The organism is Polynucleobacter sp. (assembly GCF_018500155.2).
Classification (GTDB): domain Bacteria; phylum Pseudomonadota; class Gammaproteobacteria; order Burkholderiales; family Burkholderiaceae; genus Polynucleobacter.
Genome location: NZ_JAHBAK020000007.1, coordinates 25,906 through 50,944 on the forward strand (window position 1 = coordinate 25,906; position 25,039 = coordinate 50,944).

Here is a 25,039-nt window from a genome sequence, read left to right on the forward strand (position 1 = left end):
GATTAGGCGTTTGTTGCTGTTGGTCTGAATGTGAGTCCTTTTACACAATCTGGTGGTGGATTGCTGCCCTCAGACCAAGTCAGCACTTCAACACCCGTTTGGGTGACTAGCAATGTGTGCTCCCATTGTGCTGAGAGGCTGCGATCCTTGGTCTTTACTGTCCACTGATCTGGCATCGTGCGAATGTCACGTTTGCCCGCATTAATCATTGGCTCAATCGTGAAGGTCATACCGGCCTGCAGTTTTTCTCCCGTGCCTGGTCGACCATAGTGAAGAATTTGTGGGTCTTGATGAAAGACTTTTCCAATCCCGTGTCCACAGTATTCACGTACTACAGAATATCCCGCTTTTTCAGCATGTGTTTGAATAACGTGACCAATATCACCAAGTGATGCACCTGGTTTTACCTGAGCAATGCCAAGCCACATGCATTCAAAAGTAATTTGCGTGAGTCGTTTTGCCATGACAGAAACATCACCCACCATAAACATCCGGCTAGTGTCACCGTAGTAACCATCTTGAGTAATGACGGTAATGTCGAGATTCACTACATCACCACTTTTAAGAATCTTGTCACCAGGAATGCCATGGCAAATCACATCATTGACGGATGTGCAGATGGAGGCAGGAAAGGGTGGGTAGCCTGGTGGTTGGTAATTTAGCGGAGCAGGAATGGTTTTTTGAACATCACGCATGTACTCGTGGCAAATTCGATCGAGTTCACCGGTGGTGACCCCAGCTTTGACAAAAGGCGCTACATGGTCCAAAACCTCGCTGGCTAAACGCCCAGCTTCTCGCATCCCTTGGATGTCTTTTTCTGCAGTAAATAGGCTATTCATGCCTTGATTATCAACGACTTGGACGCTTTTGACAGGTCATGGCTGCCTAAAATTTAAGCAAAACCCTTCATTTGGATTATTCAGATGCCATTCCATCTTGCTGCCAGCCTTATGGAGACGGGCTAAGTCTGGCTAGAGCATTGATATTTAAGCTATAATTTTGGACTCAGGTCTATTTTGGATCTGAAATCGCGAGTTGAGCCTTCCAGGGTGGCGTTTTTTAGCGCAGCTAGGACTCAACTTTAGAACCAACCCTTAGGAGAAGTTATGTCAGTAACAATGCGTCAAATGCTGGAAGCTGGTTGCCATTTCGGTCACCAAACACGCTTCTGGTCCCCAAAGATGGCCCCTTACATTTTCGGTCATCGTAACAAGATCCACATCATCAACTTGGAAAAAACATTGCCAATGTTTCAGGACGCCCTGAAATTTGCAAAACAAGTTGCTGCTAATCGTGGCACGATTTTATTTGTTGGTACGAAGCGTCAATCCCGCGAGATTATTGCTGAGGAAGCAACTCGTGCTGGTATGCCATATATCGACAGTCGTTGGTTAGGCGGTACGCTCACCAACTTCAAAACTGTAAAAGGCTCCCTCAAGCGCTTGAAGGATATGGAAGTTGCCAAAGAAGCTGGCGATTGGGAAAAGCTTTCTAAGAAAGAGGCTTTGACTAATGATCGTGAGCTCGACAAATTGCAAAAAGCACTTGGTGGTATCAAAGATCTCAACGGTGTTCCAGATGCAATTTTTGTAGTGGACGTTGGTTATCACAAGATTGCTATTACTGAAGCTAATAAGCTCGGCATTCCGGTGATTGCTGTAGTGGATACCAATCATTCACCAGAAGGTGTTGATTACATCATTCCTGGTAACGATGACTCAAGCAAAGCAGTGACTCTTTATGCACGCGGAATTGCTGATGCAATCTTAGAAGGCCGTGCAAACGCAGTTCAAGAAGTATTGACTGCTGTTAAAGAGGGTGAAGAAGAGTTCGTTGAAGAAGGGAAAGCAGAATAATGGCCGCAATTACCGCTGCAATGGTTGGCGAGTTACGCGCCAAAACAGATGCTCCAATGATGGAGTGCAAAAAAGCTTTGACTGAGGCTGATGGTGATATGGCTCGTGCAGAAGAAATTTTGCGCGTCAAGCTTGGTAGCAAAGCTGGTAAAGCAGCTTCCCGCGTCACTGCTGAAGGTATCGTTGCCGTTTCTATAAATGGTACTAACGGCGCTTTATTGGAAGTGAACTGTGAAACTGACTTCGTTTCTAAGAACGATGATTTCTTGGCTTTTGCAAATGACTGCGTGAAGTTAATTGCAGAAAAGAATCCTGCAGATGTTGCAGCATTACTGGCATTGCCTTTAAATGGTCAAACTGTAGATGAAGTACGTAGTGCGTTGATTGGCAAGATTGGCGAGAACATCATGCCACGTCGCTTTCAACGTTTTTCCGGCAATAACAAGTTAGTTTCTTACTTGCACGGCACACGCATTGGTGTTGTAGTCGAGTTTGAAGGTGATGAAGTAGCTGCGAAAGATGTGGCAATGCACGTTGCTGCTATGAAGCCTGTTGCTTTATCTACTGCGGATGTACCAGCGGAAAAAATTGCAGTAGAGCGCAGTGTTGCTGTTCAAAAAGCGGCTGAATCTGGTAAACCACCAGAAATCGTTGAAAAAATGGTTGAAGGTTCTATTCAGAAATACCTCAAAGAAGTTTCTCTATTGAACCAAACCTTTGTGAAAAACGACAAGCAAACTGTTGAGCAAATGTTAAAAGCTGCGAATACAAACGTTAAAGGTTTTACGATGTTTGTAGTGGGCGAGGGTATTGAGAAGCGTCAAGACGACTTTGCGGCAGAAGTTGCTGCACAGGTAGCTGCTGCTTCCAAGGCAACTGCTTAAGCAATTCGATGGGGCTTGCCCCGTCGGGATATCCATCCCCAAAAGGGCATAGAAACCTTAGTTTCTATGCCCTTTTGTTCGTTCTAGCTCAAGCCATTTATAATTCCAGGGAATATTAAAAAGCGCTTAAAGATCAATAAGCTATGTATAAAAAGTACTTAGCAAATTACGGAAAATAAAAAACATGCCAGGCTACAAACGCGTCCTCCTTAAATTATCTGGTGAAGCCCTGATGGGGGATGATGCTTTTGGCATTAATCCAGTAACCATTGATTCCATGGTTTCTGAAATTGCACAAGTCGTTAATAGCGGGGTAGAGCTAGCGATTGTGATTGGTGGCGGCAATATTTTCAGAGGAGTTGCAGGTGGTGCAGCAGGCATGGATCGCGCAACTGCTGATTACATGGGTATGTTAGCAACCATGATGAACTCTTTGGCCTTGCAGGATGCATTACGTCAAAAGGGTGTTGAGGCGCGCGTGCAATCTGCATTGCGTATGGACCAAGTGGTTGAGCCCTATATTCGTCCACGTGCTATTCGAGCGATGAGCGAAGGTAAGGTTGTTATTTTTGCTGCAGGTACAGGTAATCCATTCTTTACGACCGATACCGCTGCTGCCTTGCGTGGCGCGGAGATGGGCGTTGAGGTCATGCTCAAAGCAACTAAGGTTGATGGCATTTATAGCGCCGACCCAGTGAAGGATCCTTCTGCCACTCTATATAAAACTATTACTTTTGATGAAGCCCTCATCAAGAATTTGCAAGTCATGGATGCAACTGCATTTGCATTGTGTCGTGACCGTAAATTGCCCATTAAAGTGTTTTCGATTCTCAAGCCTGGCGCATTAATGCGTGTGGTACAGGGTGAGCCTGAAGGCACTCTGGTGCACGTTTGATAGGAGATGTGATGTCTGCAGCAGAAATTAAAACCACCGCTAAACAAAAGATGGAAAAGTCCCTAGAGGCTTTGAAGGCTAATTTAGCGAAAATTCGATCTGGCCGTGCTAACCCAGGAATTCTGGAGCACATTCAGGTGGAGTATTACGGCAACCCAACACCATTGAGCCAAGTGGCTAGCCTCGGTTTAGCCGATGCGCGCACGATTAACGTTCAGCCATTTGAAAAGACTATGGTTGCTGCAGTTGAAAAAGCGATTCGTGATTCTGATTTGGGTTTAAATCCTGCTTCCCAAGGAACTGTGATTCGCGTTCCTATGCCCGCGCTAACAGAAGAGCGCCGCCGCGAATTAACCAAAGTAGTGAAGGGTGAGGGTGAAGACGCCAAAATTGCTGTACGTAATCTTCGTCGCGATGCCAATGAGCACTTGAAGCGCCTCACCAAAGACAAGGAAATTTCTGAAGATGAAGAGCGTCGTGCTACAGATGAAATTCAGAAGATGACTGATAAAGCAGTTGTAGATATTGACAAGATCATTTCCGAAAAAGAAAAAGAGATCATGACCGTCTAAGGTCCCAGGCATTTTCTTATGATCAAGCACCTTAGTTCAACGCAAGCTATTCCAGAAGTTAGCGCTATTCCGCGCCATGTGGCAATCATCATGGACGGTAATGGACGTTGGGCGAGTAAACGTATGATGCCTCGTGTCGCAGGGCATTCTGAAGGATTAAGTGCGGTTCGTAAAATTGTGCAAGAGTGCCGCCGTTTGGGTGTGGAGTATTTGACGGTTTTTGCATTTAGTTCTGAGAACTGGCGTCGTCCTCCAGAAGAAGTTGGCTTTTTAATGAAGCTCTTTCTTAAATCACTGAAGGGTGAGGTATCTCGACTGGCAGACAACGATATTTGCTTGCGTTTGATTGGTGATCTCACTCGTTTTGATCAAGCGATTCAGGAGATGGTTCAATTTTCCGAGCAAAAAACTGCCGGTGGCAAATCGTTAACATTTACCATCGCAGCAAACTATGGTGGACGTTGGGATATTTTGCAAGCGATGCAACGCTGCCTTGCTGATAATCCAAATATTAAGCCTGAAGATATTAGCGAAGGTGTTTTGCAACCCTATCTGTCCATGGCTTACGCACCAGAGCCTGATTTATTTATTCGCACCGGTGGTGAACAACGTATCAGTAACTTTTTGTTATGGCAGTTAGCCTATACCGAGCTGTATTTTACGGACGTGCTTTGGCCAGATTTTGATGAGCTTGAGTTACAAAAGGCTTTTGACTGGTTTAGTCAGCGTGAACGTCGTTTTGGGCGCACTAGTGCTCAACTTGCATCGCAAGTGACAAGCGATGCAGTGTAATCCCTTCAAAAATTCTACATGTTAAAAACTCGAGTTATTACTGCCCTAGTTTTGTTGGCGGTACTTCTTCCTATTCTGTTTTTATTACCCGCTATTTACATTGGTGCATTTTTCTTGCTTGCTCTTTTGGCCGCCGCTTGGGAGTGGAGTCGTCTCTTGGCCCCTGAAGCAGGACGTGCAGCCTATCTATATGCTCTTTTTTGTTTAGCCATTATTTTATTTTTGCTGGGGATGCAAAACGTCAGCTGGCAATTTGCATTGCTGCTCTTGGCCGTTATTTTCTGGTTATTCATTGCTCCATTTATTTTGGCTAAAGGCATGAACCTTTCCTTAATAAAGCTGCGTCCGTTTTATGTCGTCCTTGGTCTAATCGTGCTGCCTGCCACCTGGTTTGCGCTCGTCTTTTTGCGCGAGCTGGGATTGGTATTTTTGCTAAGCACAATGGCTTTGGTCTGGGTTGCAGATATTGGTGCCTATTTTGTCGGCAAGGCTTTTGGCAAACGCAAATTGGCTGCGCAGATTAGTCCTGGCAAATCGATAGAGGGCGCTCTTGGAGGGTTAGTTCTTTGTTACGCATATGCACTAATCTGCACTTTTTTCTTGCCATTTGAGTCCACATTATTTGGTGCGTGGGCAATCCGATTTGGTTGGATTCCTATGCTGCTTATGGTGACCGTCTTAACAACATTTAGTGTTTTTGGAGATCTTTTTGAATCCCAATTAAAGCGGTTGGCTGGTGTTAAAGATAGTAGTCATTTATTACCAGGTCATGGCGGAGTCTTAGATCGAGTGGATGCGTTGATACCGACGATGCCCATTGCTGCGTTGCTGGCAGGACTAGTCTAATGAAACGCCAGTTAGCGATATTGGGATCAACGGGGTCTATTGGTGTTAGTACGCTTGATGTAGTGCGTGCACATCCCGATCGTTTTCATATCGTTGCGCTTACTGCTGGAAAACAAGTAGAGCGTTTAGCAAATCAATGTGTTGAATTTAAACCCCTCATTGCAGTCGTATCTGAGGCTAGCGATGCAAAGCGCTTACAGAAAATATTGCTGGAAAAGCAGCTTAATACTCAGGTCCTTTATGGCCCTGAAGCGCTTGTTAGCGCCGTGATTGATTCCGGATGCGATACCGTCATGGCCGCGATTGTGGGAGCCGCTGGTTTGGTTCCGGCCTTAGCTGCCGCACAAGCAGGAAAGAGGGTGCTTTTAGCTAACAAAGAGGCTCTCGTGATGTCGGGTAAGCTTTTTATGCAAGCAATGAAATCCGGCGGTGGTGAGTTGCTACCAATTGATAGTGAACATAATGCAATTTTTCAATGCCTTCCGAATGACTTTACAAAAAATCCATCTGCCAGTTCGGGAGTGGAAGAATTGTGGCTCACAGCTTCAGGCGGCCCATTTAGAAGCACGCCCATAGATCAACTAAGTAGCATTACCCCAGAACAAGCATGCGCCCACCCGAACTGGGTGATGGGTAGAAAAATTTCTGTGGATTCGGCCACCATGATGAATAAGGGCTTAGAGGTCATCGAGGCTTTTTGGTTATTTGGATTGCCTTTAGAAAAGATTAAAGTTTTTATTCATCCTCAAAGCGTAGTGCACTCGATGGTTCGCTATCGAGATGGATCAGTCTTGGCGCAATTGGGTCAGCCTGATATGCGCACACCGATTGCCTATGGATTAGCATGGCCTGAAAGAATTGATGCAGGTGTTGAGCCTCTTAATCTCACCCAACTAGCCAATCTGAATTTTTTTGAGCCTGATTTCAAACGCTTTCCCTGTCTCGCACTTGCTTTTGATGCTGCCAAAGCAGGAGGCACGGCACCTGCCGTTTTAAATGCAGCAAATGAAGTGGCTGTAGCGGCATTTTTGGATCAAGGTTTGCCTTACTTGAGTATTCACCAAGTGGTGGAACAGGTATTAAATCGTTTGCCTGTTCAGAATGTTCAGTCTCTTGAGGATGTCTTAAGTGCTGACACATTAGCTAGAAAATTGGCTAACGATATTATTCAGGCGCTGCAATAGCGTATCGATACTCTAGAGGTTTTCTTTGCAAGCACTTATTACTATTGGCGCCTTCTTGCTCACCCTGGGGGTTTTAGTCAGCTTTCATGAGTATGGTCATTTTTTGGCAGCACGTGCTTGCGGGGTAAGAGTACTCCGTTTTGCAGTTGGTTTTGGTAAACCGCTTTTCACATTTCACGCAAAAAACAAAACAGAATGGGTGGTAGCCTCGCTACCCTTAGGCGGTTATGTGAAATTATTGGATGGTAGAGATACCTCTCAACACATCTCCCCAGAAGAGCAGGCCGAAGCCTTTGATCAAAAGCCACTGTGGCAGCGCTCTTTCATTGTTGCGGCAGGTCCTTTCGCAAACTTTTTCCTAGCCATCATTCTCTTTGCTGTGATCTATATATCAGGGGTGCCCCAGCTTCCTGCGGTTTTGCAAAGTCCTCCAGCCCATTCACTTGCCGCAAAAGTGGGTGTTCCTGAAGGCGCTAGGGTCATTGGCTGGCAAACCTTGGAGCAGTCAAATACACCCATTTCCGGTGCATTTGAGCTCGTGCCAAGCTGGAATGCTATGCGCTGGAGTCTGATGGATGCTTTGACGGCCGAGGAGGGGTTTGCCTTGGAATTAGAGGCGCCCGATGGTCATCGTTTGATCAAGGTTTTTAACTCTGCAGAGCTGCCTTTGGTTAGGCCAGATGGTGACCCCATGCTAGAGCTTGGTCTATTGCCTATGCCGACCCCCTTAGAGGGCTGGACTGAGCTGAAATTGGGCCCAATTGATGCCATTATTTTTGCTTCTCAGCGGGTTTGGTTGATTACCAAGGTGTCGGCCCGATTAATGTTGGGGATGTTCACTGGTAAAGCCTCTTTGAAGCAGTTGGGGGGACCCCTGAGTATTGCTGATATGGCTGGCAAGTCTGTACAAGTCGGCTGGCAACCCTATTTGGCATTTTTGGCACTAATTAGTATCAGTATTGGGATGCTCAATTTGCTCCCATTTCCGATGCTCGATGGGGGTCAGCTCCTGTATGATGCATGGGAGTTGGTTGCTGGAAAGCGAATTTCGACATCGGTGCAAGAAAAGTTCCAAAAAGTGGGCTTTTTGTTGCTGATATCTCTGTCGCTTCTTGCCTTATTTAATGATTTACAACGTTATTTGTCGCCTTGAATTTTTTCGAATTACATTTCCCTCGAGCTGCTCGATGCATCGTTAAATCCTTGTTGGTATTGACGGTTGGTTTTAGCTTGAACGCATTTGCGGCCGATTCTTTTGTGGTAAAGGATATTCGTGTTGAGGGCCTGCAACGTGTTGAGCCAGGAACTGTATTTAGCTATTTGCCTGTACAAGTAGGTGACAAGTTCACCGAAGAAAAAGGCGCAGAAGCGATTAAAGTTTTGTATAGCACAGGATTTTTTAGGGATGTGCAAATTCAGGCACAGGGCGATGTATTGATCGTTATTGTTGATGAGCGCCCAACCATTTCTCGCATTGAATTTACGGGAATGAAAGAGTTTGATCCTGAAGTTGTGCGTAAGTCACTCAAGGCAGTAGGCGTTGCTGAAGCGCGTTTTTATGACAAGGCCTTGATCGACAAAGCAGAGCAAGAGTTAAAACGTCAATATGTGGGTAAGGGCATGTTTGCCGCTGAGGTGGTTGCGACAGTCACCCCAGTAGAGCGCAATCAAGTTGCGGTCTATTTCAATATTGATGAAGGTCCCGTTGCCAAAATTGAGGAAATCACTTTTATTGGTAATGAGGCCTTTAGCGAAGGCACCTTAAGAAGTGAGATGCAGCTTAAAACAGGTGGATGGTTGTCTTGGTATAGCAAAGACAACCTATATTCAAAACAAAAATTAACCGCCGACCTAGAAACCATTCGCTCCTATTATTTAAATCGCGGATATTTAGAGTTCGTGATTGAGTCAACTCAGGTCTCCATTACTCCTGATAAAAAAGGCATTTACTTAACGATTAGTATTCGTGAAGGTAAAAAATTTACGGTTAAGGACATTCGCTTAGCTGGTGAGCTATTAGGTAAAGAGGCTGAGTTTCAGCAGCTGATTGTGCTCAAGCCGGGTGATACATTCTCATCAGCTAAGTTAACTGAAAGTACAAAAGCAATTGCAGAGGTGCTGGGTAACTATGGATATGCTTTCGCTACGATTAATCCTCAGCCTGACATTCGCCGTGACTTGGCTGAAGTAGATCTCACGCTGGTTGTGGATCCTGGTCGTCGAATTTATGTCCGCAAAGTCGAGATTTCAGGTAATGCAAAAACGCGCGATATGGTAATTCGTCGCGAAATGCGCCAATTTGAAAGTTCATGGTTTGATGGTGACAAGATAGAGTTATCTAAGAAGCGTTTAAATCGCCTAGGTTATTTCACAGAGACTGACGTTAGCACTCAAGATGTGCCGGGATCTCCTGATCAGGTGGATGTAAATGTGAAGGTTACCGAGAAGCCTACCGGAGCTATCAGCATTGGTGCTGGCTTCTCCTCAACCGAAAAACTCATATTGACTGCCGGTATTAATCAAGACAATGCTTTTGGTACGGGTACTTCAGTTGGATTAAATGTGGCGGTTGGTAAGATCAATCAGAACTTGACGCTGTCGAACTACGATCCTTACTTTACCGAGGATGGCATCAGTCGCTACACCGATTTGTACTACCGCTCATCCAAGCCGTTGTATTACGTTGGCGATCCTGATTATCAAATTAAGTCTGTTGGTTCTAACATTAAGTTTGGCGTCCCTTACACTGAAGTAGATCGAGTCTTCTTTGGAACGGGTGTGGAAGGGTTTCAGATTAAGACCACTTCTAACACGCCAACACCTTATTTAACCTACGCCCAAGACTACGGTATTCCAGCTCCTGGTTATCCAGGAACGCTCACAACCTATAACGTGCCATTAACAGTGGGTTGGTCTCGTGATGGTCGTGATAGCGCATTGATTCCATCAGATGGTTCTTTAGAGCAGCTCTCTGGTGAAGTGGGTACGCCAGTAGGTAATATGACTTTCTATCGTATCTATGGTCAGTACCAGAAATACCATTCATTCTCTAAAGGAAATATCCTTTCATTTAATGGTGAGGTTGGATATGGCCAGGGGTATGGGAAGTATCCCTTCCCGATTACGAAAAACTATTATGTTGGTGGCATTGGATCTGTCCGTGGTTATGCACCAGGCTCGCTTGGTCCGCAGTATTACAACACCGTCATTGGTGCTTACCAGCCTACTGGTGGTCAATCCAAAATCGTGACCAATCTCGAATACACCGTGCCAGTTCCAGGCTCTGGCGTTGATAAGACGCTGCGTGTCTTTGGCTTCGTTGATGGCGGTAATGCTTTTGGGGAGCACCTCAATCTCGTATTAAGATACTCATATGGTTTGGGTATATCATGGATATCACCACTTGGACCGCTGAAGTTTAGTTATGGTATTCCTATCAAGGCTCAGCCAACGGATAACATACAGCGTTTGCAGTTCCAGGTTGGTACGGCGTTTTAATTGTTCAAGGAAAGTTTTATGAATCGTCTTTTTATAAAGTGGACTCAATATAGCCTGATGGCACTCGCAATGGGATTGACTACCCAGGCCGCATTTGCTCAAGATTCTGGTACACGAGTAGGCGCTGTTAATGTGGATAAAGTATTTAACGAATCCAATATGGCCAAGCAGAGCCAGGCGAAACTTGAAAATGAATTTGCTAAACGTCAAAACGAATTACGTGCTGCAATCGAAAAGATTAAAGCAGCAGCAGAGAAGCTTGATCGCGATGGCGCGGTGATGAGTGAAGCAGAGCGTTCAAAGCGTCAGCGTGATCTAGCTGAGCAAGATCGTGAACTGCAACGTAAGCAACGCGAATACAACGAAGACTTAAACCAACGCAATTTTGAAGAGCGTGCCAAGGTTGCTGAAAAAGCAAATATGGCACTCAAGCAAATTGCTGAGCAGAAAAAATTGGACATCATTATTCAGGATCCTGCATACGCTAATCCTAAATCCGATGTTACGGATGATGTCATCAAGGTTCTGAACAGTCTCAAGTAATTTATGCCTACCGCCATTGAGCTGGCCAATCAGTTTCAAGCAAGCTTGGTGGGGGAGGCCTCTAGCCCCTTCGTTGGTCTTGCCCCTCTAGAGCAGGCAAGACCCGACCAGATTTCTTTCTTATCAAATCCGTTATATCGCCAGCAAGCCTCTCAGAGTAATGCAGGCGCTTTGATTGTCAGTAAGTCAGATTTAGAGTTTCTCCAGTCACAGTCAGCTGGCGCAAAAGAGCAGCGCGTTTATTTTGTCTCCCAAAATCCTTACGCCACGTTTGCGCGTATGGCCCAGTATTTTGCTAAGCAGGGCACTCCAGCAAATGTACCTGGGATTCATAACAGCGCAGTCATTGATGCAACAGCTATCGTGCCAAATTCTTGTCACATAGGTCCTTTTGTGCAAATAGGGGCCGGTGTGAAGCTAGGCGAGCGTGTCAGTATTTTAGGTAATACGACAATTGCTCGAAATGCACAGATTGCTGACGATACTGTGATTTACCCAAATGTATCGATTTACTATGGCTCGAGCATTGGTGAACGTTGCATTATTCATAGCGGTGCTGTGATTGGTTCAGATGGTTTTGGTTTTGCTCCGGACTTTTCGGCTAGTGGCGTTGAATGGGTCAAGATTCCACAAACAGGCAATGTCGTCATTGGCAATGATGTAGAGATTGGGGCATCCACAACCATTGATCGTGGTGCCATGAGTGATACGGTTATTGGTGCCGGTACCAAAATCGATAATCAAGTGCAAATTGCTCACAATGTGGTGATTGGCAATGGTTGTGTGATAGCGGGATGCGCCGCCATTTCTGGTAGCACCAAGATTGGCAACTTTTGCATTATTGGCGGTGCCGCAAATTTCGCAGGCCATTTAACCATTGCAGATCGCACAACAGTTTCTGGTAACACTTCTATCATTCGCTCAATTGTAGAGCCGGGGCAGCATTTCACCGGCGTCTATCCCTCTATGCTGCATGCCGCTTGGGAGAAAAATGCCGCGATTCTTCGTGGTCTAGATAAAATACGCCAACGCCTGCGTTTATTGGATAAAAAATAGGCTTTGGGGTCTTAGACCTTTTGATCAATATATATTAACTTTGACTAGGTAATTTATGAGCACACCAATTGCGATTGATATCAATAAGATTCTCCAATTGCTTCCACATCGCTATCCCTTTCTATTGGTGGATCGCGTGTTAGAAATTACCCCACGTGAAACAATCACGGCCTTGAAAAATGTCACAATGAATGAACCTTTTTTTCAAGGTCATTTTCCAGAATTTCCGGTGATGCCAGGCGTACTCATCATTGAGGCTTTGGCTCAAACCGCTGCGTTACTAACATTTTCTGAAGAGCGTGCAGAAGATGCAATTTATTACTTTGCCGGCATAGATGGAGCTCGTTTTAAAAAACCTGTACTTCCTGGGGATCAACTCATCATGACTGCGAAATTAGAACGTGGTCGCGCAGGAATTTATAAATTTGCAGTGCAAGCAACCGTAGATGGCGAAATCGCTGCAGAAGCAAATATCACCTGTGCAGTTCGTACGAAGGGTGCGTAATGACTCTTATTCATGCAACTGCTGTAGTAGATAGTAAGGCTGAGCTTGCTAGCGACGTCGAGATTGGGCCTTATTCAGTCATTGGACCCAATGTAAAAATTGGCTCAGGTACCAAAGTAGGTTCGCACACGGTGATTGAGGGTTACACCACTATTGGAGCAAATAATTCCTTTGCTCACTTTGCCTCTATAGGCGGACCACCTCAAGATATGAAATATCGTGGTGAACCAACTCAATTGATCATTGGGGATCGCAATACGATTCGTGAATTCACAACAATTCATACGGGAACGTCGCAAGATCTCGGTATTACGCGTATTGGTAATGACAACTGGATCATGGCTTATGTTCACATCGCGCATGATTGTCAGGTGGGGAATCACACCATTTTCTCCAGCAATGCACAGATTGCTGGTCACGTCTTGGTAGATGATTGGGCCATTATGGGCGGCATGTCTGGCGTGCATCAGTTTGTGCGTATTGGACAACATGCGATGTTGGGTGGCGCGTCTGCGTTAGTGCAAGATATCCCCCCTTTTGTTATTGCTGCTGGTGATAAAGCATCTCCTCATGGCATTAATGTAGAAGGCTTAAAGCGTCGCGGCTTTTCTAGTGAAACCATCACGGCACTGCGTCAAGCCTATAAAGTGCTCTATAAAGATGGCCTTAGTTTTGAGGATGCAAAGGTAGAAATTCAGAAAATGGTGGCGGCGCATGCAGCCGACCAAGCCACCGCTGAAAAATTAGCGCAGTTTCATGACTTTATCGCCGCCTCTACCCGTGGCATCATTCGGTAACACTGGAGATGCTTTGCCAAAGTTAGCTTGTGTAGCTGGCGAACCCTCTGGTGACCTACTCGCTGCACCAGTTCTAAGCGCATTAAATCAAATTCCCGATATGGCTGGGATTGAGGTCTACGGTATTGGTGGCCCGAGAATGCAGGCAGAAGGCATGCGTTCAGATTGGCCCATGGAAACCTTAAGCGTGCGTGGCTATGTTGAAGCGATTAAACAGTTGCCCGTGATTTTAAAAGTGCGCAAAGAACTGATTCATCAGTTACTTGGACATGATCGACCCGATGTATTTTTAGGAGTGGATGCGCCAGACTTTAATTTGGGTGTGGAGTTGAAATTGCGTCAGGCGGGAATTCCGACAATGCATCTAGTATCTCCGTCAATTTGGGCATGGAGGGCAGGGCGCATTAAAAAGATAGCGCAAGCAGTTGATCGCATGCTCTGCATATTTCCGTTTGAAACCAAAATATATGATGCAGCAGGGGTTGCCTCTACTTATGTTGGTCATCCACTTGCTAGTGAAATACCGCTTGAGCCAAATCCTCAGGAGGCAAAAGAAAAGCTATGCCATCGCCTTCATATTTCAGCGCAAGCGCTTGATGGCCTGGTGGTTGCAGTTCTTCCTGGTAGCAGAACATCTGAAATTGAATTTATTGCCCCAGTCTTTTTCAAGACCATCGAATTGCTTGCTGAGCAATTAAAAGGGCAGAAACTATATTTTGTGATACCGGTTGCCGCCCCTCACTTGCGTAGTGCGCTAGAGCGACTATTACAAGAGACAAAACATACCCATCCTGAGATACAAATTTATTTGGTGGATGGGATGGCGGATGAAGTACTTGAATCGTCAGATGTGGTGTTGATTGCAAGCGGCACCGCAACCTTGCAAGCCGCTCTATGGAAAAAGCCTATGGTGATTTCTTATAAAGTACCATGGTTAACTGCGCAGATTATGAAGCGCCAAGGATATTTACCATACGTGGGTTTGCCCAATATTTTATGTGGTGAGTTTGTTGTGCCAGAGTTATTGCAAGATGACGCAACTCCTGAAAAATTATCCAAAGCCTTGCAAGATTGGTTAAATAATCCAGCTAAAGTTTCTAGTCTTAAGGATCGCTTTGCGCAATTGCACGGAAGTCTGCGCCGTCCAACAGGTCTATTGGTTGCCCAAGCGGTTGCTCAAACGATCGCCAATCATAAAAAACATTAGGCATCTTGATGAGCGAGATTTTAATTTGTGGAGTGGATGAAGCGGGTAGGGGTCCATTAGTAGGCGCGGTAGTGGCTGGCGCTGTTGTGCTTGACCCTGCTAATCCTATTGCAGGCTTAAAAGATTCAAAGAAGCTGACTGCCGCTAAGCGAGAGTTTTTGTATGAACAAATACTGGAGAAGTCCAGGGCATGGGGGATTGGTGAAGCAAGCCCCGCAGAAATTGACCAGCTCAACATATTGCAGGCAACCATGTTGGCAATGCGACGCGCCATTGAAGATTTATCTTTACGTTTAGGGAAGTGGCCTGATACTGCTTTAATTGATGGTAATCGCTGCCCAGAGTTGCCAATTCCTGCACAAGCGATTATCAAAGGGGATGCAAAAGAACCTGCTATTTCTGCCGCATCAATTTTGGCAAAAGTGACACGTGATCGTCAAATGCAACTCCTGCACGAACGTCATCCTGAGTATGGGTTTGCGCAGCATATGGGTTATCCTACTGAGGCACACTTTGAGGCTCTTTTGCAATACGGTGCATGCGATCAACATCGACGTAGTTTTTCACCGGTGCGCAAAGTACTGGAATCCAAGGCGTAAACACCAATGAACTTTGAAGTGATCTCCTCTAAAGATAATTCTTTATTTAAGGAGATGCGACTTTTGCAGGCAACAGGTGCAAAAGGCCAGAAGGCGAGAACTGCTGGCGGGCATGCCTTACTTGAGGGAATTCATCTCGTGCAAACATGGGTGGGAGACCCCGCGTTAAAGACCTTGATCACATCAGAGATTGGATTAAAGAATGGCGAAATTGCAGAAGCTGTCTATACCCATTTGGAGATTTGCCCCTTAACTAAGGTATATCAGCTCGATAGTGCGCTTTGGGATCTCTTGAGTGATTTGGTTAACGCACCACATATTGCAGGCTTATTGAATTTGCCAAAGTCCACCCTGACTCCACCACAATCGATCGGAACTATAGAGGGCGATATTGTCATATTGGACCGCATACAAGATGCGGGCAATGTTGGCACGATATTACGCACGGCAGCTGCAGCAGGATTTACAAAAGTGTTAGCGCTCTCCGGATGTGCTCATCTTTGGTCAAGTAAAGTGTTGCGTGCTGGAATGGGTGCCCATCGCCTACTCGATCTTTATGAAGGCTGGACAACCCAGCAGATGTTGAGCGCTGTTACAGCGCCCTTATTGGCGACCAGCGCAGAGGCAAGTTGTGATCTTTATGACCTGAAAGAGCAGTTATTGCATCCAGTCGCCTGGGTGATGGGCAGTGAGGGGCGCGGCGTTTCAGAGGAGATCTTGGCGCAATCAAGGACAATATCAATTCCTATTGATCCACGACTAGAGTCTTTAAACGTCTCGATTGCAGCAGCAGTATGTTTGTTCGAGACGGTACGTGTAAGAAGTTATTGAATGACGTTATCTGTCACCCCAAAATCGTTTTATCTGACTTAATTGCTTGCAGTACGGTTGTGGCAATTTCTTCAATGGATTTGCTCGTGGTCATTACCCACGGAATTGACTGCTTTTTCATCATGGCTGTCGCTTCATTAATCTCATAGCGGCAATTTTCTAATTTTGCGTAGTTGCTTCCAGGGCGACGCTCATTGCGTATCTCGGAAAGACGCTCGGCATCAATCATCAGACCAAAGATTTTTTGTCGATGGGGAATCAGATCTTTAGGTAGCTGGCCGCGCTCAAAATCTTCCGGTATTAATGGGTAGTTCGCTGCCTTTAGACCATACTGCATCGCTAAATACAGGCTGGTTGGTGTCTTGCCAACCCGAGAAATGCCAACCAAGATGACATCTGCATCTGAAAGGTTTTGATTGGACTGCCCATCATCATGAGCTAATGAATAGTTGATGGCCTCAATACGATTTTTGTAGGCTTCTGTATCCGCGTTATGGTGTAAGCGATTCATGGCATGCGTAGATTTCATGCCCAATGCCTCTTCTAATGGCGCTACGAAGGTTTGGAACATATCTAGAATTAGTCCATTGGCTTTAGCAACAATCGCATTGAGCTCAGAATTCACTAAAGTGGTGAATACGATTGGTCGCACCCCATACTTACTAGCAGCCTGGTTAATACTTTGGACGGCCTCATGGGCTTTATCTACGCTATCGACAAATGGAATGCGGATGTGCTTAAAGCTGGCTTCAAATTGAGCCAATATGGACTGGCTAAAGTTCTCAGCGGTAATACCGGTGCCGTCTGAGACGATAAAGACGATATGGGTTTCTGTAGACATTAATTTAGCCTAAAAGTGGGGGTCAGCACTACAATAGAAGCATATTAAAGTAAGTCGTATTTTAGGCGACAGCTAGACCAGTTTTTTAATCTTTAGAGAGTATTTTATGTCCAACCAACAGCAACAAAATAGCAGTGTGGCAGATGCCTATGTATTGCCTTTTGAGCAACTCCGTATGACCGACGTTGAGTCGGTCGGAGGAAAGAATGCTTCACTTGGAGAGATGATTTCTCAGCTGGCTTCAACCGGCGTGCGAGTACCAACTGGTTTTGCTACCACGGCATTGGCATTTCGTGATTTTCTAAAACATAACAATCTGACTGAGCGCATTCAACAGCGTTTGGAAGGATTGAATATTGATGATGTGCGTGCGTTAGCTGAGGCTGGTGCTCAAATTCGTCAGTGGATAGAAACAGCCCCTTTTCAGCCAAGATTAGAGGAAGAGATCCGCAAGGCATTTGCTGTTCTGGATGATTCTGGCAAAGGCTCTTTTGCAGTGCGTTCTTCTGCTACCGCCGAAGACTTGCCTGATGCCTCATTTGCTGGCCAACAAGAAACTTTCCTGAACGTTGAAGGCATTGAAGATGTTCTCAAGAAGATCCGCGAGGTGTTTGCTTCCCTCTATAACGATCGCGCCATCTCTTACCGTGTTCACAAAGGTTTTGCTCATGCTGAAGTTGCCCTATCAGCGGGTATTCAGCGTATGGTTCGCTCTGACCTGGGGGCTGCTGGCGTCATGTTTACCTTGGATACTGAATCAGGGTTTGAAGATGTAGTGTTCATTACCTCAAGCTACGGTTTGGGAGAGACAGTAGTGCAGGGCGCTGTGAATCCTGACGAGTTTTATGTATTCAAGACTACCTTGGCGCAAGGTAAAAAAGCCATTATTCGACGTGCATTGGGATCAAAACTCATTCAGATGCAGTTTGCACCAAAAGGTTCAGCTGAAAAAGTACAAACAGTAGATGTTGCTCCTGAGAAGCGCAATCGCTTTTCATTAGAGGATGAAGATATTGCGGAGTTGGCCAAATACGCTGTCATCATTGAGAAGCACTATGGTCGTCCTATGGATATCGAGTGGGGCAAGGATGGTCAGGATGGACGCATTTACATCTTGCAGGCTCGTCCCGAGACAGTGAAGAGTCAAGCCGCTGGTCAAGTGGAAATGCGTTACAAGCTCAAGGGTAGCTCTAAGGTTTTAGCAAAAGGTCGTGCTATTGGTCAAAAGATCGGCGCCGGACCAGTTCGTATCATCCGTGACCCCAGCGAAATGGATCGTGTTCAGCCTGGTGATGTACTCGTTGCCGACATGACTGATCCAAATTGGGAGCCGGTCATGAAACGCGCCTCTGCAATTGTGACTAATCGTGGCGGACGTACTTGTCATGCGGCAATTATTGCGCGTGAATTGGGAGTGCCAGCAGTAGTTGGTTGCGGTGATGCCACAGAGCAATTGCAAGATGGCATGGTGGTGACGGTCTCTTGTGCAGAAGGTGACGAAGGTCACATCTACGATGGTTTGATTGAGACTGAAGTAACAGAAGTGTCCCGCGGCGTACTGCCAGAGATTCCTGTGAAGATCACCATGAATATTGGTAATCCACAGTTAGCGTTTGATTTTTGTCAGATACCAAATGCTGGCGTTGGTTTAGCGCGTTTGGAATTCATCATCAATAATTACATTGGTGTTCATCCCCGCGCCGTACTTGAGTACCCCAATATTGATCCAGACTTAAAACGTGCTGTAGAAAGTGTGGCTCGTGGTTATGCAAGTCCAAGACAGTTTTATGAAGATAAATTGGTTGAGGGTGTCGCAACGATTGCGGCCGCGTTTTATCCAAAACCAGTAATCGTGCGCCTTTCAGACTTTAAATCCAATGAGTACAAAAAACTGATTGGCGGATCTCGTTATGAGCCAGATGAAGAAAATCCAATGTTGGGTTTCCGTGGCGCATCACGATATGTTTCTGATGAATTTGGTGAGGCATTCGCTCTCGAGTGCTCCGCCATGAAGCGCGTACGCGAAGATATGGGTCTGGATAATGTAGAGATCATGGTGCCTTTTGTCCGCACGATTCCACAGGCGGAGCGGGTGATCGCGATGATGGAAAAGTTTGGTCTCAAGCGTGGCGTGAACGGATTGCGTCTGATTATGATGTGCGAGATTCCTTCAAATGCGATTTTGGCAGACCAATTCCTAGAATATTTTGATGGTTTCTCTATCGGTTCAAACGATATGACTCAACTAACACTAGGTCTGGATCGCGATTCTGGAATGGAATTATTGGCGATTGATTTTGATGAGCGCGACCCTGCTGTGGAATTTATGATTGCACGCTCGATTGAAGCTTGTCGCAAACAAAATAAATATGTCGGTATTTGCGGTCAAGGGCCTTCTGACCATCCTGACTTTGCGCGCTGGTTAGTTGAAAAAGGAATTACTTCGATTTCCTTAAACCCAGATAGCGTTGTGGAGACTTGGGAAATGTTGGGTAAAAGTCTAAAAGCCTAAGGCTGATACCAAGCCCATCAATAGCAGCAATGAAAGCCTAGACTTTGGTCTAGGCTTTTTTCTTTGCAGCGGCTCTCTTAGCGGGCTTGCGCGTTTTAGTGGTGTTGCGTGTAGTTGTTTTAGGTTTGGCTTTGGGCGCACGATTGATGGGTACGCCGCCCATTTTTTTTGCAGGGATTGAAATTGCAGCCGATTTATTGGCGCCACTCCAACTTGGCTCAGCTATCGAATTAAAGGCTTCGCGTAATTTTTCTCCCCACAGGCGGTGGATCATGGCGAAGTAGGGATTCTCCTCATCCATCGTGACCAGTTTTGAGGCTTGTAATGAATCTTTCTCATAAACCAACATATCTAGTGGCGCTCCCACTGAAATGTTACTTTTTAGTGTGGAATCCATCGAAATCAGTGCGCACTTGGTGGCTAAGTTGAGCGGAGTAGAAAAATTAAGCACTCTATCCAGAATCGGTTTGCCATACTTAGATTCACCAATTTGGAAGTAGCAAGTCTCCGGTGTTGCTTCAATAAAGTTGCCGGCGGAGTAAATATTGAATAAGCGCGGTTTTTCGCCTTTCACTTGTCCACCAAAAATCATATTGCAATTGAAATCCAGTCCTGCTTTGGTGAGTGCTTCATGATCACGTTCATACACTTGCTTGATCGCATCACCAACCAGGACAGCAGCTTCATATGAGTTCTTAGCAGTCCAAAGGTTCTTTCCATTGATGAGTTGTCCTTGGAGTAGGATTTCTTTAACGGATTGCGTGATGGCTAGGTTTCCAGCGCTCATCAAGACGAAGAAGCGATCTTTATCCTTTTGAAATAAGGTCATCTTTCTGAAGGTGCCAATTTGGTCTACCCCTGCGTTGGTGCGGGTATCAGATAAAAAAACGAGACCATCTTTCAGGCAAAGCCCAACACAATACGTCATAAACCCTATCCTTATTGAGTGCTACTAAATGATTTACTGGGATTATCTCTTAAATGGCTGACGGCCTTAGGAGAGTTGTTGGATAGAGATATTGGCTGTGAGCTCTTCTCCGCCGCCGCCAGTCCGTACTCCTTTGACAGGGGCTGCTGAATAGTAGTCGCGTCCAATAGCAAGGCGAATATGCCGCGCATCAATTAGGCATGCATGAGTGATGTCCACACTAATCCACACCCCTTTTTCAATATCACTACAAAAATCAATCCAGGCGTGGCTAGCAAGGTTAGGGGACTCTTCGGCAAAGAAATATCCGCTGACATAGCGCGCCGGAATTTGGGCAGCTCTGCAAAGACTCAACATGATGTGGGCATGGTCTTGGCATACCCCTCTTTTCATGGCAAAGGATTGGGCTGCCGTTGTAGCAAAATTGGTTTGTCCAGGGGAGTACTCAATAGATTGTTGGACTGCTGCCGCTAGTTTTAAAACTTCATCTATCGAGTTCTTTTTTGGTAGGGATGCGGCAAAGTAGTCAAGCATCCCTTCGGAGGGCTCAGTCAAATTGGTTTGCTGAAGTAAGTAATAGGGCGATACCGCTTTTGAATCGTCAATATATTCATAAGCATCATGAGTAAGGACTTCGCCCTCGGCTTCAATCATCATTGATGTATAGGATGCCTCTTGGACAAATACGCTGCAGACATTATTAAAGGTATCAATGGAGTTGCTTGCCTTGATGGGGGTGCTAATTTTCCAGCGTTCAATTTCTTGTCCAGCAGCGGTGGGTGGACTTAAGCGTAGTTCTTGAATGGAATAGCGCACTGGGGTTTCGTAGCGATACTCAGTGCGGTGGCGGATCTTTAGATGCATATATTCAATTTCAAGTATTAAGCTACTGCTAATGGAATGAGGTAAGCGCTACTAAATTCATCGGCAATATGGTTAATGCGCTCTAAAAAGCTCTCGATAAATTCATCTAGCCCTTGTGCAAACACCTCGTCGATATCGGAATAGTCTAGGCTTGCCTTGAGTTTGCCAAGTAAGCGTTCAATCTCTTTAGATTGTTGATTTTTCACTTCTGAAACCAAGGGAATCAATTCATTCACGCAGCTCACTAAAGAGCGGGGCATTTGCTTATTAAAAATCAGCAATTCGGCAACTTGCTTTGGTGTAACTTGATCAGAGTAAATTTGTCGATAAATTTCGAATGCAGACACCGATCGTAGTAGTGCGGCCCAATGATAAAAGTCAAATAATTCACCATCTGATCCATCATCATTTAATTTGGTTTTATAGGTTTTGCCAAGCGTTGTTTCATTCTCGTATTTAGTTTCCAAAATACGAGCCGTGTTATCAGCGCGTTCTAGTAATGTGCCAACATTAATAAAGTAAAAAGCTTCGTTCTTTAGCATCGTTCCGTACATCACGCCACGAAATAAGTGGCAACGGTGTTTTACCCACTCGAGTAGTCTGCTGGGGTCAGCTTGATGTCTTGTTTGGAGAATACGTTGTAACTCCAGCCAAGTAGTATTTTGGGTTTCCCAAACCTCGGAAGTGATCTTTCCGCGAATAACTCTGGCATTTTCTCGGGCTGCGTACAAGCACGAAACAATACTTGAAGGATTGCTCGTTTCATAAATCATGAAATCTAAGACATTCTCACGATTAATCACATCGTATTTGCTTAAGAAAGCGCCCTCTAACTTGGAGATAGTGAGCAACTTTTTCCAGCTTTGTTCTAATACTTCGCTAGGTTGTGGCAGCAAGGAAGTTTGATGATTGACATCAAGCATGCGTGCGGTATTTTCTGCGCGCTCGGTATAACGAGCCATCCAGTAAAGACAATCAGCGGTGCGACTTAACATATTCTTTCTCTCTTACTCTTCAAGCACCCAGGTATCTTTAGTGCCACCACCTTGAGAGGAGTTCACCACTAAAGAGCCTTCTTTGAGGGCAACCCTCGTTAATCCACCGGGAACCATCTTGATCGTTTTTCCTGAGAGGACGAAAGGTCGCAAATCAATATGCCTAGGAGCAATGCCGGACTCCACAAATGTCGGGCAGGTTGATAGTGCTAGAGTAGGTTGGGCAATATATTTATCAGGGTTCGCCATTAAATGCGCCCTAAATTCTTCGATTTCAGCTTTAGTGGAAGCAGGCCCTACCAACATGCCATAACCTCCAGCGCCATGGGTTAACTTCACAACGAGTTTTTCTAGATTGGCTAAGGTATAAGCGAGATCCTCAGGTTTGCGGCATTGGAATGTAGGGACATTGTTGAGGATGGGTTTTTCCCCAAAATAGAACTCAATCATGTCTGGCACATAAGGGTAAATAGATTTGTCATCTGCAATACCGGTGCCAATTGCATTTGCGAGTGTGACATTTCCTGCGCGATGGGCAGAGAGTAAGCCAGCTACTCCTAATGTGGAATCGGAGCGAAAGGCGAGTGGATCTAAAAAGTCATCATCCACGCGACGATAGATGACATCTACGCGCTCAGGTCCTTGCGTAGTGCGCATAAAGACTTGTTCGTTTTTGACAAATAAGTCTTTTCCTTCAACCAACTCCACGCCCATTTGTTGAGCAAGATAGCTATGCTCAAAATAAGCAGAGTTATACATACCTGGGGTGAGTACGACAACGTTAGGTTTTTTAACGTCATCGGGTTTAACAGATTTGAGGCATTCTAGTAGTAGATCGGGATAGTGCTCAACCGGTGCAACGCGGTATTTCTGAAAGAGGTCGGGAAAGAGGCGCATCATCATCTTGCGATCTTCAACCATATAGGACACACCAGAGGGAACGCGCAGGTTGTCTTCTAATACGTAGAACTCACCTTCACCTGCACGCACAATATCAATGCCAGCAATTTGGGCATAGATATCTCTGGGCACATTGACGTTGCGCATCTCAGGACGATATTGCGCGTTATTGAAGATTTGTTCGGCAGGAACAATGCCTGCTTTAATGATTTCTTCATTGTGATAAACGTCATAGATAAAGCGATTGAGCGCTTTGACACGTTGGCGTAATCCAGCTTCAAGTTGTTCCCATTCTTTGGCAGTAAAGATTCGTGGAACCTGGTCAAAGGGAATTGTTCTCTCGGATCCAAGATCATCGCCATAGACGGCAAAGGTAATGCCAACGCGTCTAAAAATGAGGTCGGCTTCAGCACGCTTGAGACCCATAAGGGTGTCGCTTTGTTGCTTTAACCAGCTATGAAAAATTTGGTAGTGGGGACGCGCTTTACCGGCGCTATCGAGCATTTCATCAAAAGGCAGTTTCATATCTATTAAATTAATGCCTTCAGAAGAGAGTTTTTAAGGGATTTGAAGCAGTTTAGTGCTGCGATGCACCATATGAGTGCATAGATGCCCTGAGATTTCAATCTACTGGCTAAAAAGCCCAAAAACCGCTTTTTATGCGTTTAGATCGCCTCTGGCGATGCGACCCTTTTGGACTTCCCATTCACGCGCTTTGGTGGCTGCCCGCTTGTCATGCTGCTTTTTGCCTCTGGCTAATCCAATTTCACACTTCACATTTCCCTTGGAAAAATGCAAATTGAGCGGGACTAGGGTATAGCCCTTTTGCTCGACTTTGCCAATCAGTTTGCGAATCTCAATGGCATTGAGAAGGAGTTTTCTCGTGCGAACGCTGTCGGGAACAATGTGGGTTGAAGCAGAGAGCAGGGGGGTAATATGGCATCCGATCAGAAATAGCTCCGCCTTGCGAATGACGACATACGCTTCCTTGATGTGCACGCGACCAGCGCGGATGGCTTTGACTTCCCAGCCTTCTAGCACTAATCCTGCCTCAAAGCGCTCCTCGATAAAATAATCAAAGAAGGCTTTTTTGTTATCGACGATACTCATATTTATTTAGCTTCCAAGATCGATTATGGCAGACGTCTACAAGACCGTATTAATTAGTCAATCAGCCGACCGCATGTATGGCTTGGTGACGGATGTAGCGCGTTATCCAGAGTTTTTGCCTTGGTGTGGCGGGGTAGAGATTTTTGAACAAACCGATACCGTATTGGATGCCAAAATCAAGATTAGCTTTAAAGGGATCAATCAATTTTTTCATACGCGCAATATCAATCATCGTCCAGAAACGATCGATATGGTTTTTGTGGACGGCCCATTTAAGCATTTTTCAGGTCAATGGAATTTCATTCCTTTACGGGAAGATGCGTGCAAAGTGGAATTCAAATTGCATTGGGAATTTAAAAGCGCAATTTTGGACAAGATCATTGGCCCCGTCTTTGGACATATTGCCGGCACCTTTGTTGATTGTTTTGTAAAACGTGCTGAAGACTTATATGGTCAATAAATTTATCGACATTTATCTTTGTGATGCAAGGCAAGGTGTACCTACTCTTAGGGCATTCCAACTAGTTCTTGCCGCAGAAGAGTCTCCAACTGTAGGTTTAGCCTTACTAAAAGCAGGGCTGGCAACCGGTAAAGACGACCCCGCCTTGGCTCGTAAAGGCTGCTTTGGGGTCTTTGGAAAGCGTAAAGAGTGGGATAGCCCTATTTATCCAGGAGATCGCTTGGAGCTGTACTCCCCTTTATTGATTGACCCTAAGGCGGTTCGCCGCAAGAAGGCAAATCAGAGTCAGGATGCCAAATTCCAGGCTGCAGCTGCCAAAAGGAGGGCTAGGAGGCTATAATCTGTTTTTGCGACTAGGGGTTTT

General features: G+C 45.5%; 26 protein-coding genes. 19 read left to right on the forward strand and 7 right to left on the reverse strand.

Features of this window, described 5'->3' with window-relative positions; all coding sequences use genetic code 11:
* Positions 1-2: 2 nt before the first annotated feature.
* Positions 3-839 (reverse strand): type I methionyl aminopeptidase, encoded by an 837-nt coding sequence (gene map / locus KIH43_RS00750; RefSeq protein WP_297716740.1) that lies wholly within the window; start codon positions 837-839, stop codon positions 3-5.
* A gap of 267 nt (positions 840-1,106) precedes the next feature.
* Between map and rpsB the strand changes: the two genes are divergently transcribed.
* From rpsB to KIH43_RS00830, 16 genes are all read left to right on the forward strand, one after another.
* Positions 1,107-1,856, forward strand: a complete 750-nt coding sequence (gene rpsB / locus KIH43_RS00755; protein WP_296968322.1) for a 30S ribosomal protein S2 — start codon at positions 1,107-1,109, stop codon at positions 1,854-1,856.
* Positions 1,856-2,740, forward strand: coding sequence for a translation elongation factor Ts (gene tsf, locus KIH43_RS00760; RefSeq protein ID WP_296968320.1), 885 nt, complete (start codon positions 1,856-1,858; stop codon positions 2,738-2,740). The genes rpsB and tsf overlap by 1 nt, the downstream gene beginning before the upstream one ends.
* Before the next feature lie 184 nt (positions 2,741-2,924).
* Positions 2,925-3,635 (forward strand): UMP kinase, encoded by a 711-nt coding sequence (gene pyrH, locus KIH43_RS00765; RefSeq protein ID WP_297716742.1) that lies wholly within the window; start codon positions 2,925-2,927, stop codon positions 3,633-3,635.
* Positions 3,636-3,646: 11 nt separating this feature from the next.
* Positions 3,647-4,207 (forward strand): ribosome recycling factor, encoded by a 561-nt coding sequence (gene frr, locus KIH43_RS00770; RefSeq protein ID WP_297716744.1) that lies wholly within the window; start codon positions 3,647-3,649, stop codon positions 4,205-4,207.
* A gap of 18 nt (positions 4,208-4,225) precedes the next feature.
* Positions 4,226-4,999, forward strand: a complete 774-nt coding sequence (gene uppS, locus KIH43_RS00775; RefSeq protein ID WP_297716746.1) for a polyprenyl diphosphate synthase — start codon at positions 4,226-4,228, stop codon at positions 4,997-4,999.
* 18 nt (positions 5,000-5,017) lie between these two features.
* Positions 5,018-5,845 (forward strand): phosphatidate cytidylyltransferase, encoded by an 828-nt coding sequence (locus tag KIH43_RS00780; RefSeq protein WP_297716748.1) that lies wholly within the window; start codon positions 5,018-5,020, stop codon positions 5,843-5,845.
* Positions 5,845-7,029, forward strand: coding sequence for a 1-deoxy-D-xylulose-5-phosphate reductoisomerase (gene ispC, locus KIH43_RS00785; protein ID WP_297716750.1), 1,185 nt, complete (start codon positions 5,845-5,847; stop codon positions 7,027-7,029). The genes KIH43_RS00780 and ispC overlap by 1 nt, the downstream gene beginning before the upstream one ends.
* Positions 7,030-7,054: 25 nt before the next feature.
* Entirely contained in the window at positions 7,055-8,182 is a 1,128-nt protein-coding gene (locus KIH43_RS00790) for a site-2 protease family protein (protein ID WP_297716752.1), read from the forward strand.
* A 77-nt stretch (positions 8,183-8,259) separates the two neighbouring features.
* The gene (bamA, locus tag KIH43_RS00795; RefSeq protein WP_297716754.1) at positions 8,260-10,527 is read left to right on the forward strand and encodes an outer membrane protein assembly factor BamA; all 2,268 of its coding nucleotides are present in this window, start codon (positions 8,260-8,262) and stop codon (positions 10,525-10,527) included.
* A gap of 18 nt (positions 10,528-10,545) precedes the next feature.
* Positions 10,546-11,070, forward strand: a complete 525-nt coding sequence (locus tag KIH43_RS00800; protein ID WP_296968305.1) for an OmpH family outer membrane protein — start codon at positions 10,546-10,548, stop codon at positions 11,068-11,070.
* 3 nt (positions 11,071-11,073) lie between these two features.
* Positions 11,074-12,126, forward strand: a complete 1,053-nt coding sequence (gene lpxD / locus KIH43_RS00805; protein WP_296968304.1) for a UDP-3-O-(3-hydroxymyristoyl)glucosamine N-acyltransferase — start codon at positions 11,074-11,076, stop codon at positions 12,124-12,126.
* A gap of 55 nt (positions 12,127-12,181) precedes the next feature.
* Positions 12,182-12,631 carry a 3-hydroxyacyl-ACP dehydratase FabZ gene (gene fabZ, locus KIH43_RS00810; protein WP_296968302.1) on the forward strand — a complete coding sequence of 150 codons (450 nt, stop codon included), beginning with the start codon at positions 12,182-12,184 and terminating at the stop codon, positions 12,629-12,631.
* Complete coding sequence (lpxA, locus tag KIH43_RS00815) at positions 12,631-13,428, forward strand: acyl-ACP--UDP-N-acetylglucosamine O-acyltransferase (protein WP_297716757.1); 798 nt, start codon at positions 12,631-12,633, stop codon at positions 13,426-13,428. Before fabZ ends, lpxA begins: the two co-directional genes overlap by 1 nt.
* On the forward strand, positions 13,388-14,635 hold the full coding sequence (gene lpxB, locus KIH43_RS00820) for a lipid-A-disaccharide synthase (protein WP_297716759.1): 1,248 nt from the start codon (positions 13,388-13,390) through the stop codon (positions 14,633-14,635). The genes lpxA and lpxB overlap by 41 nt, the downstream gene beginning before the upstream one ends.
* Before the next feature lie 8 nt (positions 14,636-14,643).
* Complete coding sequence (rnhB, locus tag KIH43_RS00825; protein WP_297716761.1) at positions 14,644-15,234, forward strand: ribonuclease HII; 591 nt, start codon at positions 14,644-14,646, stop codon at positions 15,232-15,234.
* 6 nt (positions 15,235-15,240) lie between these two features.
* Positions 15,241-16,065 (forward strand): RNA methyltransferase, encoded by an 825-nt coding sequence (locus KIH43_RS00830; RefSeq protein ID WP_297716763.1) that lies wholly within the window; start codon positions 15,241-15,243, stop codon positions 16,063-16,065.
* Between the two features lie 13 nt (positions 16,066-16,078).
* On the opposite strand, the gene KIH43_RS00835 is transcribed toward KIH43_RS00830, so the two are convergent.
* Positions 16,079-16,906, reverse strand: a complete 828-nt coding sequence (locus KIH43_RS00835; protein WP_297716765.1) for a pyruvate, water dikinase regulatory protein — start codon at positions 16,904-16,906, stop codon at positions 16,079-16,081.
* 106 nt (positions 16,907-17,012) lie between these two features.
* On the opposite strand from KIH43_RS00835, the gene ppsA reads away from it, so the two are divergent.
* Entirely contained in the window at positions 17,013-19,418 is a 2,406-nt protein-coding gene (gene ppsA, locus KIH43_RS00840) for a phosphoenolpyruvate synthase (RefSeq protein ID WP_297716767.1), read from the forward strand.
* A gap of 49 nt (positions 19,419-19,467) precedes the next feature.
* On the opposite strand, the gene KIH43_RS00845 is transcribed toward ppsA, so the two are convergent.
* From KIH43_RS00845 to smpB, 5 genes are all read right to left on the reverse strand, one after another.
* A complete protein-coding gene (locus KIH43_RS00845; protein WP_296968290.1) occupies positions 19,468-20,346 on the reverse strand; it encodes a proteasome-type protease in 879 nt (292 codons plus the stop codon).
* A 66-nt stretch (positions 20,347-20,412) separates the two neighbouring features.
* Entirely contained in the window at positions 20,413-21,210 is a 798-nt protein-coding gene (locus tag KIH43_RS00850; protein ID WP_297716769.1) for a transglutaminase family protein, read from the reverse strand.
* Positions 21,211-21,227: 17 nt separating this feature from the next.
* Complete coding sequence (locus KIH43_RS00855; protein ID WP_297716771.1) at positions 21,228-22,205, reverse strand: alpha-E domain-containing protein; 978 nt, start codon at positions 22,203-22,205, stop codon at positions 21,228-21,230.
* A 12-nt stretch (positions 22,206-22,217) separates the two neighbouring features.
* Positions 22,218-23,630: a circularly permuted type 2 ATP-grasp protein gene (locus KIH43_RS00860; protein ID WP_297716773.1), complete on the reverse strand. Its 1,413-nt coding sequence runs from the start codon at positions 23,628-23,630 to the stop codon at positions 22,218-22,220.
* A gap of 132 nt (positions 23,631-23,762) precedes the next feature.
* Complete coding sequence (smpB, locus tag KIH43_RS00865; protein ID WP_297716775.1) at positions 23,763-24,215, reverse strand: SsrA-binding protein SmpB; 453 nt, start codon at positions 24,213-24,215, stop codon at positions 23,763-23,765.
* Positions 24,216-24,240: 25 nt separating this feature from the next.
* Here smpB and KIH43_RS00870 point away from each other — a divergent pair, with 25 nt between their 5' ends.
* Both KIH43_RS00870 and KIH43_RS00875 read left to right on the forward strand, forming a co-directional pair.
* Positions 24,241-24,675, forward strand: a complete 435-nt coding sequence (locus KIH43_RS00870; RefSeq protein ID WP_296968282.1) for a type II toxin-antitoxin system RatA family toxin — start codon at positions 24,241-24,243, stop codon at positions 24,673-24,675.
* Positions 24,665-25,015, forward strand: a complete 351-nt coding sequence (locus KIH43_RS00875; RefSeq protein WP_297716777.1) for an RnfH family protein — start codon at positions 24,665-24,667, stop codon at positions 25,013-25,015. The genes KIH43_RS00870 and KIH43_RS00875 overlap by 11 nt, the downstream gene beginning before the upstream one ends.
* Positions 25,016-25,039: the final 24 nt, after the last annotated feature.

Bases quoted from the DNA above. Each gene is read 5' to 3' on its own strand.
- map (WP_297716740.1), bottom strand. From the start codon at position 839: ATGAATAGCCTATTTACTGCAGAAAAAGACATCCAAGGGATGCGAGAA.
- rpsB (WP_296968322.1), top strand. From the start codon at position 1,107: ATGTCAGTAACAATGCGTCAAATGCTGGAAGCTGGTTGCCATTTCGGT.
- tsf (WP_296968320.1), top strand. From the start codon at position 1,856: ATGGCCGCAATTACCGCTGCAATGGTTGGCGAGTTACGCGCCAAAACA.
- pyrH (WP_297716742.1), top strand. From the start codon at position 2,925: ATGCCAGGCTACAAACGCGTCCTCCTTAAATTATCTGGTGAAGCCCTG.
- frr (WP_297716744.1), top strand. From the start codon at position 3,647: ATGTCTGCAGCAGAAATTAAAACCACCGCTAAACAAAAGATGGAAAAG.
- uppS (WP_297716746.1), top strand. From the start codon at position 4,226: ATGATCAAGCACCTTAGTTCAACGCAAGCTATTCCAGAAGTTAGCGCT.
- KIH43_RS00780 (WP_297716748.1), top strand. From the start codon at position 5,018: ATGTTAAAAACTCGAGTTATTACTGCCCTAGTTTTGTTGGCGGTACTT.
- ispC (WP_297716750.1), top strand. From the start codon at position 5,845: ATGAAACGCCAGTTAGCGATATTGGGATCAACGGGGTCTATTGGTGTT.
- KIH43_RS00800 (WP_296968305.1), top strand. From the start codon at position 10,546: ATGAATCGTCTTTTTATAAAGTGGACTCAATATAGCCTGATGGCACTC.
- lpxD (WP_296968304.1), top strand. From the start codon at position 11,074: ATGCCTACCGCCATTGAGCTGGCCAATCAGTTTCAAGCAAGCTTGGTG.
- fabZ (WP_296968302.1), top strand. From the start codon at position 12,182: ATGAGCACACCAATTGCGATTGATATCAATAAGATTCTCCAATTGCTT.
- lpxA (WP_297716757.1), top strand. From the start codon at position 12,631: ATGACTCTTATTCATGCAACTGCTGTAGTAGATAGTAAGGCTGAGCTT.
- lpxB (WP_297716759.1), top strand. From the start codon at position 13,388: ATGACTTTATCGCCGCCTCTACCCGTGGCATCATTCGGTAACACTGGA.
- rnhB (WP_297716761.1), top strand. From the start codon at position 14,644: ATGAGCGAGATTTTAATTTGTGGAGTGGATGAAGCGGGTAGGGGTCCA.
- KIH43_RS00830 (WP_297716763.1), top strand. From the start codon at position 15,241: ATGAACTTTGAAGTGATCTCCTCTAAAGATAATTCTTTATTTAAGGAG.
- KIH43_RS00835 (WP_297716765.1), bottom strand. From the start codon at position 16,906: ATGTCTACAGAAACCCATATCGTCTTTATCGTCTCAGACGGCACCGGT.
- ppsA (WP_297716767.1), top strand. From the start codon at position 17,013: ATGTCCAACCAACAGCAACAAAATAGCAGTGTGGCAGATGCCTATGTA.
- KIH43_RS00845 (WP_296968290.1), bottom strand. From the start codon at position 20,346: ATGACGTATTGTGTTGGGCTTTGCCTGAAAGATGGTCTCGTTTTTTTA.
- KIH43_RS00850 (WP_297716769.1), bottom strand. From the start codon at position 21,210: ATGCATCTAAAGATCCGCCACCGCACTGAGTATCGCTACGAAACCCCA.
- KIH43_RS00855 (WP_297716771.1), bottom strand. From the start codon at position 22,205: ATGTTAAGTCGCACCGCTGATTGTCTTTACTGGATGGCTCGTTATACC.
- KIH43_RS00860 (WP_297716773.1), bottom strand. From the start codon at position 23,630: ATGAAACTGCCTTTTGATGAAATGCTCGATAGCGCCGGTAAAGCGCGT.
- smpB (WP_297716775.1), bottom strand. From the start codon at position 24,215: ATGAGTATCGTCGATAACAAAAAAGCCTTCTTTGATTATTTTATCGAG.
- KIH43_RS00870 (WP_296968282.1), top strand. From the start codon at position 24,241: ATGGCAGACGTCTACAAGACCGTATTAATTAGTCAATCAGCCGACCGC.
- KIH43_RS00875 (WP_297716777.1), top strand. From the start codon at position 24,665: ATGGTCAATAAATTTATCGACATTTATCTTTGTGATGCAAGGCAAGGT.